Origin of the sequence: Halomonas sp. KX33721 (assembly GCF_001596805.1) — a bacterium.
GTDB lineage: Bacteria > Pseudomonadota > Gammaproteobacteria > Pseudomonadales > Halomonadaceae > Vreelandella > Vreelandella aquamarina.
Map to the genome: position 1 here is coordinate 45485 of NZ_LVIA01000042.1, position 9651 is coordinate 55135.

At 59.2% G+C, this 9651-nt stretch carries 7 protein-coding genes, 1 tRNA gene and 1 pseudogene; 4 read left to right on the top strand and 5 right to left on the bottom strand.

Going from position 1 to position 9651, the window contains the following annotated elements; all coding sequences use genetic code 11:
* The first annotated feature begins 152 nt into the window (after window positions 1-152).
* From A3220_RS14865 to A3220_RS14875, 3 genes are all read left to right on the top strand, one after another.
* Window positions 153-1130, top strand: coding sequence for a TAXI family TRAP transporter solute-binding subunit (locus A3220_RS14865; RefSeq protein ID WP_062375569.1), 978 nt, complete (start codon window positions 153-155; stop codon window positions 1128-1130).
* A 98-nt stretch (window positions 1131-1228) separates the two neighbouring features.
* Window positions 1229-3184 (top strand): TRAP transporter fused permease subunit, encoded by a 1956-nt coding sequence (locus A3220_RS14870; protein WP_062375570.1) that lies wholly within the window; start codon window positions 1229-1231, stop codon window positions 3182-3184.
* The gene (locus A3220_RS14875) at window positions 3184-4137 is read left to right on the top strand and encodes a D-2-hydroxyacid dehydrogenase family protein (protein WP_062375571.1); all 954 of its coding nucleotides are present in this window, start codon (window positions 3184-3186) and stop codon (window positions 4135-4137) included. The genes A3220_RS14870 and A3220_RS14875 overlap by 1 nt, the downstream gene beginning before the upstream one ends.
* Window positions 4138-4207: 70 nt before the next feature.
* Here the strand turns inward: A3220_RS14875 and A3220_RS14880 are convergent, their stop codons facing one another.
* The 3 genes and pseudogenes from A3220_RS14880 to A3220_RS14890 all read right to left on the bottom strand — a co-directional run bounded on the left by A3220_RS14880 (window position 4208) and on the right by A3220_RS14890 (window position 6994).
* Window positions 4208-5470, bottom strand: coding sequence for a TRAP transporter large permease (locus A3220_RS14880; protein WP_062375572.1), 1263 nt, complete (start codon window positions 5468-5470; stop codon window positions 4208-4210).
* Window positions 5467-5991 (bottom strand): TRAP transporter small permease, encoded by a 525-nt coding sequence (locus A3220_RS14885; protein WP_062375573.1) that lies wholly within the window; start codon window positions 5989-5991, stop codon window positions 5467-5469. The genes A3220_RS14880 and A3220_RS14885 overlap by 4 nt, the downstream gene beginning before the upstream one ends.
* Window positions 5991-6994, bottom strand: a pseudogene (locus A3220_RS14890) (TRAP transporter substrate-binding protein). The gene A3220_RS14885 and the pseudogene A3220_RS14890 overlap by 1 nt, the downstream one beginning before the upstream one ends.
* A gap of 156 nt (window positions 6995-7150) precedes the next feature.
* Between A3220_RS14890 and A3220_RS14895 the strand changes: the two are divergent.
* Window positions 7151-7227 (top strand) — tRNA-Arg (locus A3220_RS14895).
* Between the two features lie 668 nt (window positions 7228-7895).
* On the opposite strand, the gene A3220_RS14900 is transcribed toward A3220_RS14895, so the two are convergent.
* On the bottom strand, window positions 7896-8990 hold the full coding sequence (locus A3220_RS14900) for a macro domain-containing protein (protein WP_062375574.1): 1095 nt from the start codon (window positions 8988-8990) through the stop codon (window positions 7896-7898).
* Window positions 8991-9079: 89 nt separating this feature from the next.
* Window positions 9080-9651 (bottom strand): RNA-guided endonuclease TnpB family protein (locus A3220_RS14905; protein WP_164834396.1); only part of this gene is annotated, 572 nt, incomplete at its 5' end.

Consider the following 9651-nt stretch of genomic DNA (forward strand, 5'->3'; position numbering starts at 1 on the left):
AATGACCAATATACAGCGCTATGGTTTGGCGTTATCACTTTAGACACCGTAAGCGACTCCCCTTGCTTACTCGGTTATCGGGAGAGGTGCAGTTAGGGCCTCCCACAGCACACAACATCACAACATGCTTCCCGACGCGTTGAGGAAAAACAATGACTAAATTAACACTACGCCACTTGCTTCCCGCTTCAATTCTAGCTGTAAGCGCTCTCACTGCCGCCACTGCACAGGCGCAAACCGCATTGAACATGGGCTCGGTGCCTACGGGTACGGGCTGGTTTTTCGGTATCTCTGAAGGCGCACGGGTGATCAGCGCCAACACGCCCTACGAAATTACCGTGCGGGAAACCGGCGGCACCCGCGAAAACGCCATTCGCCTCACCAACGGTGAACTGGATCTGGCCTTCACCGAGGCGTTAGTGGGCTACGAACAGTACAATGGCGAAGGTCGTTTTGCCGATATGCCCAACCCCGATGTGCGCTTGGTGTACTGGATTGCGCCTTCGACCATGCACTGGGCCGTTCGTCAGGACAGTGGCCTCGAGACCTTTGAAGACCTCAACGGTGAGCGCTTCAACCCCAGCAGCATCGGCGGGGGTGGCGAGTACATCACCGAGCAGGTGTTCGGCATCCTAGGCATCGAGCCCGATTTCCAGCGCATGCGCGTCAACGATGCGGCGGAAGGGGTCACCGATGGTCGTTTAGTGGGCTTTAGCTATAACGGCGTACCGCCCATTCCGCTGTTCACCGAAGTGCACTCCTCGCGGCCCCTACAGCTGCTGTCACTCACCGATGAGCAAGTATCGACGGTGACCACTGAGCTGCCCTTCCTGTCGCCCGCCATCGTGCCGGCCGACACCTACACCGGCATGAGTGAAGCGCAGTCGCTGGGCATTTACATGGGCATTGCGGCCACCACCGACCTCGATGCCGACACCGTGTATGAACTCACCAAAGCCTACTGGGAAAATCAAGACGAAGTGGCTGCTTCCTTCAAACCTGCGGGCAGCGTCGATCCTCAAACCGTGGTCGATACGGCCACCTTCCCGCTGCATGCTGGCGCGCTGCGCTACTACCAGGAATTAGGGCTGGAGATCCCCGCCGACATCATTCCACCTGAAGCGCAGTAACCCGCCCATGCACCCCGCTCCTCTACGGGCGGGGTGGTTTGCTACTAGCCTGACGCGCCGCCTAGCCTCCCCTTGATAGGCGGCGCGGGAGTTCCCCCATGGAAACCGCAAAAGAGTCAGTTGTTGAAAAATACCAGGAGGATGCAGGCAAGCGGCAGCTTACCGGCTTCTGGTTTATGGTGGCCCGCACGGCAGCGGTGGCAATGGCCATTTTCCACCTCTATACCGCCGTCACTGGGCCAGTGAATACCCAAAATGCGGTGCATCTGCTGTTTGCCCTGCCATTGATTTTCCTTGCTTACCATTGCCGAGTGCGGGATACCCAGCGCATTCCGTGGTTCGATGTCATCCCGATTCTATTAAGCGTGGTAATCAGCGCCTATTACGTTTATCACTTCGACCGCATCATTTATCAGTTGGGCTACTTAATGCCCACCACGCTAGACCTAGTGTTTGGCGTTAGCGCGGTTCTACTGCTGCTGGAAGCCTGCCGCCGAGCGATTGGCTTAGCGTTTCCTATTCTGGTGCTGATTGCCCTGGCGTATGCGGCCTTTGGGCAGCACCTGCCCGGCGTTTGGGGGCACGGCGGTTTCCGTTGGGATGATCTCGTCGCTACCTTCTATTTAGGGCCGACCGGTATTTTCGGCAGCCTAATGCGCACCTCATCCACCGTCATTGTCGTGTTCATCATGTTTGGCGCGCTTTTAGTCACCACTGGCGGTGGCGACACCTTTATGCGCCTCTCCAATGCCGCGACGGGCGGTATGGCGGGAGGCCCGGCCAAAGCGGCCACGCTGTGTAGCGCCATGTTTGGCAGCATTAGCGGCAGCACCGCCGCCAACGTTGCTACCACGGGCGTCTTTACCATTCCGTTGATGAAGAAAAACGGCTACAGCGCGCGCTTTGCTGCGGCCACCGAGGCCTCTGCCTCGACGGGTGGGCAAATCCTGCCGCCGATCATGGGCGCCGCGGCATTTGTCATGGCCGATGTTATCTCCACAAGTTACCTGGATATCATCAGCGCCGCGCTGATTCCTGCGCTGCTGTTCTACCTTGCCATTTGGATGAGCGTTCACTTTGAAGCCAAACGTCTGGGGTTAAACCCTATCCCGAAAGACCAGCGCCCGACGCTGCGCGAGGGGCTCTTCAATGTCGAAACCCTGCTGCTGCCGCTGGTGGTGCTGATTACCATGCTGGTTCTGCGTTACACGCCGACCACTGCGGCGGTGGCTGCGTACTTTACCGCGATGGTGCTGTACTTGGTGTCGCCGCGCAGTCAAGGCACGCTCTGGGAGCGGGTGAAATCGCTACCGGCAGCGCTTGAAGCAGGGGCAATGACCGCTGCGATGATTGCGGTGATTATCGGCAGCGTGGCGATTATCGCAGCGGTGATCAGCATCACCGGGCTGGGCCTAAAAGTATCCTCGCTGATTCTGATGGTGAGCGGTGGTGATGTAATGGTCACACTGCTGTTAGCGATGGTGGTGGCGATTATTCTGGGCATGGGCTTACCTACTGTAGCGGCGTACATGCTGGCGGCATCGGTGGTGGCAGCGGCGTTTGTTGAGGCAGGTTTGCCCAATCTTTCTGCCCACCTGTTTATTCTCTACTTTGCGATCCTTTCGGGAGTAACGCCTCCCGTGGCGCTGGCGGCCTATATTGGCGGCGCGATTGCGGGCTCCCACTGGTTCCGCACCGCACTGACGGCGACGAAAATTTCCTTGGGCGGCTTCCTGATTCCGTTTATGTTTGTCTATCATCCGCCGCTGCTTGGCAACGGCACGGCGCTGGAGATTGCCCTGGCGGTGGGCTCGGGCGTGCTGGGTATTATTGCCTTGGCAGCCTCTACGATAGGCTACTTTGCCCGCCCCTGTTCCTGGGTAGAGCGCGGCCTGCTGCTGTTTGCCGCGTTAATGCTGATTAACGGCCAAGCCATTACGGACGTGGTGGGCATTGCCGTGATCGTAGGGGTCTTCGCCTGGCAGCGGTTTTTCAGCCACGCTGCTAAAGGGGGCCGCCCTTTAGCGCGCTCACCGAGCAAGGAGCCGCTTTAATGCACATTGTCATCCCCGATGATTATCAGGATTGTGCTCGTGACTTAGACGCCTTCGCTAAACTGTCAGGCCATCGCGTCACGATCTATAACGACACCGTGAGCGATGAAGACGAGTTGGTTGAACGCTTCAAAGACGCCGATGCGCTGGTGTTGATTCGCGAGCGCACGCCGATCACCGAGTCCCTGCTGGCGCGGCTGCCCAAGCTTAAGCTGATCAGCCAAACCGGCGGCGGCGCGGCGCATGTGGATATGACGGCCTGCCGCGAGCACGGCGTGGTGGTACTGGCCGGTACCGGCTCGCCCTATGCGGCGGCCGAGCTGACCTGGGGGCTGGTGCTCTCTGCCATGCGGCGTATTCCTGAAGAGGTGGAAAACCTCAAGGCAGGCCGCTGGCAGCGCACCCTGGGCACCGGCCTGAAAGGGCGCACGCTGGGCGTATTTGGCTATGGAAAAATAGGCCAGTTAGTGGCCCGCTACGGCCAAGCGTTTGAAATGAACGTGCTGGTATGGGGACGTGAAGGCACTCGCCAGCGGGCCGCTGCGGCAGGGCTTGAGGTCGCGGCCTCGCAAGAGGATTTCTTCCAGCGTAGCGACGTGCTGAGCCTGCACCTGCGCTTGAACCCGGAAACTCGCGGCATCGTGACGGCCGCGAATTTGGCCAGCATGAAGCCCACGGCGCTGCTGGTGAATACCAGCCGCGCGCCGTTAGTGGAGGCGGGCGCTTTGGAAGCCGCGTTGAAAGCGGGCCGCCCCGGCACGGCCGCTGTGGACGTGTTTGATGAAGAACCAGTGGTAGAGCATACACTGCTGGCGCTGCCCAACTTCCTGGCCACGCCGCACCTGGGTTATGTGGAGAAAGACAGCTACGAGCTCTACTTTGGCGATGCGTTTGAGAACGTGCTGGCGTTCGAAGCAGGCACGCCAGGGCGTAATCTGGCAGAAGAGGGCTAAGCCTCTGCCGCACACTCCGCGAGCGGTGAAAGGTCACCGCCCGCGAGGTGATAGAGGCCGAGGTGTCGGTTCAGTGGCCCGACCAGCCCAGCAGTATGGGCACGTAAACCACCAGCAGCAGCACGCCAATCAGCCCTAGCAGGTAAGGGATAATAGCGCGGGTAATGCGCTCTAGCGGCAGTTGGGTGACGGACGACGCCACGTACAAGTTGATCGCCACGGGTGGGGTAATCATGCCAATCGATAGCCCCACTACGATGATCAGCCCGAAGTGGATCGGGTCGATGCCCAGCTGCAGCACCAGCGGCAGCAGCACCGGGGTCAGAATGATCAAAGCGCTGGCGGTTTCGATAAACACCCCGGTTAGCAGGATCACCGCCACCACCAGCAGCATAATCACGTAAGGGTTGGTGGAGAGCGACAGCACCGCCTGGGCAATCGCGCCGGGCACCTGCCAGCTTGAGAGCGTCCAGCTCAGCACCGCCGACATGGCAATCACCAGCATGATCACCGCCGTGGTCATCGCCGAGCGAATCAACAGCTTGTACACCTGGGGCAGGGTCAAGTCCCGATACACGAACAGCGACACCAGCAGCGCGTAGTTCACCGCCACCACCGCCGCTTCCGACGGCGTGAAAATCCCCGAGAAAATACCCCCCAGAATGATCACCGGCGTCATCAAGCCCCAACTTGCGGCCTTGAACGTGTGCCACATGGTGGCCAGCGACAGCGGGGTTCCTTTCGGGTACTGGCGTTTGTACGCCTGGGTAATGGCGATGGCCATGAGCGCTACGCCCATTGCCAGCCCCGGCAAAAAGCCGTTCAAGAACAGTTCGGAAACCGACTGCTGGGCGATGACCGCGTAGATGATCATTGGCACCGACGGGGGAATCACCACGCCAATGGTACCGCTGGCGGCGATCAGGCTGGCCGCCGAGGCGGGGTCGTAGCCCTTGCGCTTCAGCTCCGGCACCAGGCTAGACCCCACCGCCGCCGTGGTGGCCGCCCCCGAGCCGGAAATAGCCGCGAAGAACATGCCCGCCATCACCGAGACCACCGAGAGCCCGCCGCGCATAAAGCCCACCAGCGAGTCGGCAAAGCCCACCAGACGCTCGCTCACCTTGCCCTGGGCCATTAAATCCCCGGCCAGGATAAACATCGGAATAGCCACCAGAGCAAAGGAGTTAATGCCCTGGAACATCTGCTGGGTGACTACCATCAGCGGCACGCCGGATTGGTACAGCGCGTAGAGCGAGCTGGCTCCAATCGCGAAGGCAATCGGCACGCCCAGCAGCATAAATAGGAAGAACAGCCCAAAGAGTACCAGCGTCATAGCGGCTCCTCCTGGTCGGCGGCGGTGGGCTCACCGTTCACCAGTACCTCGATCATATCCACCAGGGCGTACCATGCCATGATGCCCGCCGCGAGCGGCATCACCGCATACACATAGGTCATCGAGAGCCGCAGCGAGGCGGATTTCTGGAAGCTCTGCACCTGCATATAGCGGTAGCCAATCACGATCAGCGTGATCATAAACGCCACCATAATTGCCAGCGCCGCGAGCCTGGCTAGCTTACGCAGCGGCAGTGGTAGGGCATCTACTGCAAAGGTGACGGCAATATGCCGCCCGCGCTGAAACGCCAGCGTACCCGCTAAAAAGGTGATCCACACCAGTAGAAACCGCGCGACCTCTTCGGTCCAGCCCACGGCGCTGAACAGCACCCGTGAGACGATCTGTAGCGTGATGACGCCAATCAACGCCGCCATGCCTGCAAACACCACGGGCTGGATGATGGCATCCAGCCCGCGTTCAATGCGTTGCAGCAGCGTCAACAGAGGCTGTGCAAACGACATCACTGTTGCAGCGCCTCCTGGATACGCGGCAGGTAATCACCAAACTGCTCGCCGTACTTCTCGTATACCGGCACAACGGCGGCTTGGAAGGCTTCCATATCCGGAGCATCATTAATTTCCATGCCTGCTTCGCGCAGTGCTGCCAGCTGCTCGGCTTCCATATTCGCGTTCACTTGGCGCTCATGCTCGGCGGCTGCCTGGGCGGCTTCTTCCAATACTGCTTGGGCAGCCTCGGGGAGCTGGTTCCAGGCGGGCATACCCATCACAAAAATCGCCGGCGCATAGGTGTGGCGAGAGAGCGTCATATAGTTCTGGGTTTCATCCAGCTTGAACGAGTGAATCACGTTCACCGGGTTTTCCTGGCCGTCGATGGTGCCCTGCTGCATGGCGGTGAGCGCTTCGGTCCACGCCATGGGAATCGCGTTGGCACCCAGCTCGCGGAAGGTATCGGTGTACACCGGGTTTTCCATCACGCGAATGCGTAGGCCATCCAGATCTTCCGGGGAATTCACCGCCCGCTCGCTGTTGGTCAGGTTACGGAAACCGCGTTCGGCGTAAGCCAAGCCTTTCAGGTTCACGTCTGCTAGCTTATCCAAAAGCTCCTGGCCGATGGGGCCATCCAACACGCTATAAGCGGCTTCCGGGGAGGGGAACAGGAACGGCAGTTCAAACACCGCCATCTCTTCGACAAAGTTGGCCACCGGCCCGTTGGTAATCACGCCCATATCCACGGTGCCGATTTGCATGCCTTCCAGCAGCGTGCGCTCATCGCCCAGCGAGGCGTTGGGGAAGATCTCAATATTCACCTTGCCTTCGGTGCGTTCTTCCACCAGCTCTTCGAACTTGGTGGCGGCAATATGGAAGCCATCCTGCTCGTTGACCACGTGGGCTAAACGCAACGTAACGTAACGGGGTCCATATCTGCAAAATCAGCGGCGTTCGAGGCGCTAACCAGCGCCAGTGAGATGCCCAGTGCCAGCGTACTACGTGCAAATGTTTCCATTTATTATGTTCCCAATATGACCAAGGGGGGGGTAAGAGGTGCAAAAGTGCCCCCAGAGCATGCACCACCGCAGGGAAAACGGTCAATCACAAGGCGGCCTAAAACCGCCCCGCCGCTAGACACAGCCCGCCCACCCGGGTACGATACGCACCCAAAGCGCCCGTAGCTCAGTTGGATAGAGTGTCGGCCTCCGAAGCCGAAGGTCGTAGGTTCAATTCCTACCGGGCGCGCCAAACATATCAAGGGCTTACGTTAACGCGTAGGCCCTTTTGTTTTGCCTGTGACCATCCTGTGACCAAATCGTGGCCACAATTTTAAAACTATCTTCTTATCTGGCTTGCTTCTCGATGACCATTGGCCGCTTATGGGTCACACGCTTGGTCACATGTCAGAGTATTAAACTCCCTCTGCTTCTATTCCATGCTGGGTAAGCCAGCTCTTGCGCTGCGCATAGTCCGGCATGGCGTGCGTGAGGAGGTGCCAGAAGTCGGGGGGTGGCGATCTCTTGCTGAATCAGCCCACCAGCTCCCCGGTGTCCTCGCACAGCTTCTGGGCGCTGGATTCGTCCAGATCCGTTATGTAAAGACTGCTGCTGGCCACCAGCCGGCATCTCGGGGGGGGGCGCATCGGAGGGATGCGCAGGTCGAATTCGAGCGAAATCACTTAGTCATCAATCAGCTTGCGCACCTTGTTGCCGATGTCGCGGCCGAGCGCCGAGGTATCCTTTTAGTGGTTATGGGCCAGCGTGTGGATATAAGCAGGCCGCTTGGCATCGTTGACGAGCTCGAGCCCTCGGGGCGTGGCTGCACGTCGTCTAGGCCGCGATTGTGTAAGGGCATCCTCGAGTGCAGCTGCTCGACCAAGGGCCTCTCCCGCATCATAACTTGTAGAAGAGATGCCTCTATCTTTCGGCGGCTAGTAGTGTCGAGGGGGCGGCTTCACCGGTAAGGCGTTCCAAGGCTAGTGCGATCAGTCGGTCGGAGAAGAGCCGCAACTTGCGCTGACCAGCAATATCATTCGGCCAATGTCGCAGGCCCTCCTTGATGGCTTCCACGTTTGGCTCGATCTTTTCTTGGCTGATCAGCCAATCCAACGTGGTGAGCACTTCCATACCCAACGGCGACTGGAAGCCGTCTATCAGCTCATCGACTTCTTCGAGTGCTTGGGCATATAGCATGGCCTCGGCGCGGCGTAGGTAAGTGTTGAGGCGATCACGGCGCGTCTCATCGAACCATACGACTTCCTCTGGTGTGGCGTCGTTGATGCGCTTCTCGCTATGGAGATAGCTGCCGTCCAGGCCATTAAGTAAATGCCTCAATCGGTCGGAGTAGGGCCCATAACGGTGAGACTGGAACTCGAGCCTGAGGGGGTTATCTAGGCCATGGGCGACGATCCGTCGCTCCATCAACCAGGCGAGCTTCTGTACCTCTAGCAGCGAACACTCGATCCCCAGTACCCAGTAGCGGCGCACCAGCTCGGCGATCAATGCTCGCGCTGGCGTAAGCTTCTCCACGCCCGAGCGCTTGGCGACATTTTGGTATTCGGCAATGGGCTCGAAAATTAGCACTCGTATATCATCCAGATTGCCGAGAACGGCTTCGATGCGCGGGCGGATCTTGTTCCAATCGAGTCCCCCGTTGCCGCAGCCCAGCGGTGGCAGCGCGATGGAGCGAATGCCTTTTTCGAGTATAACCTGCTTGAGACTCACCAGACCGGACTCGATCCATTCCATGCGTGTCCTGGCTCGCCAATGTTGCTTGGTTGGGAAATTAATGATCCAGCGCGGCCCCAGCAAAGCATCCCTTTCGGTGACGAACATTCGGCCGGTTAACACTTCTTGACGCTTACAGGCGGCCTCGTAGGCGGCGAAATTCTCGGGAAACGCCTCCTTGAACATCAGAGCAATGCCTTTGCCCATAACGCCGACGGTGTTGACTGTGTTGACCAAAGCCTCGACGTCGGCCTCGAGGAGGTTACCACGGGTATACTCAATCATCAGAAAAACCAGTTAGGTCGAGTGAGGACAGTGAGGTGACTGCTCCCCGCCCTAAGCGCTGACGCGCCACGGGCGAGGCTTCCCACTTCTCAGGCAGCTGCCGACGATGTGCCGGACTTACGCAAGCCTCCATGGGCAGAGACGGACAGCCCTTCCGCCTTCAGCTCGATAATGCCTTGATGCTTGATGTTCAGCGCCGCGTTGATGTCCCGGTCGTGCTGTGTGTGGCAGGCGGGGCACTCCCACGACCGGACGTTCAACGGCATGGCGTCCATCTTGTGCTGGCAGACATGGCAGGTCTTGGAGCTGGCAAACCACGGGTCAATCTTGACCAGATGCTTGCCCTGCTCCCTGGCCTTGTAGTCCAGCTTGGTCATCAAGGCATGCCAGGACGCATCGCCGATGTGCTTGGCGAGGCAGGTGTTTTTCATCATGTTGCGGACCTTCAGCGTCTCGACGATCACCGCTTGATTATCGTCAACGATCTGTCGAGAGAGCTTGTGCTGGAAGTCGTTGCGGGCATTGGCGACCCGCTCATACGCCTTGGCGACGAGTAACCGTGCCTTGGCCCGGCGGGCGCTGCCCTTCTTCGTGCGTGACAATGCCTGCTGTTTGCGCTTGAGGTTCTTCTGCGCCTGCTTGAGGAAGCGCGGATTGGCGA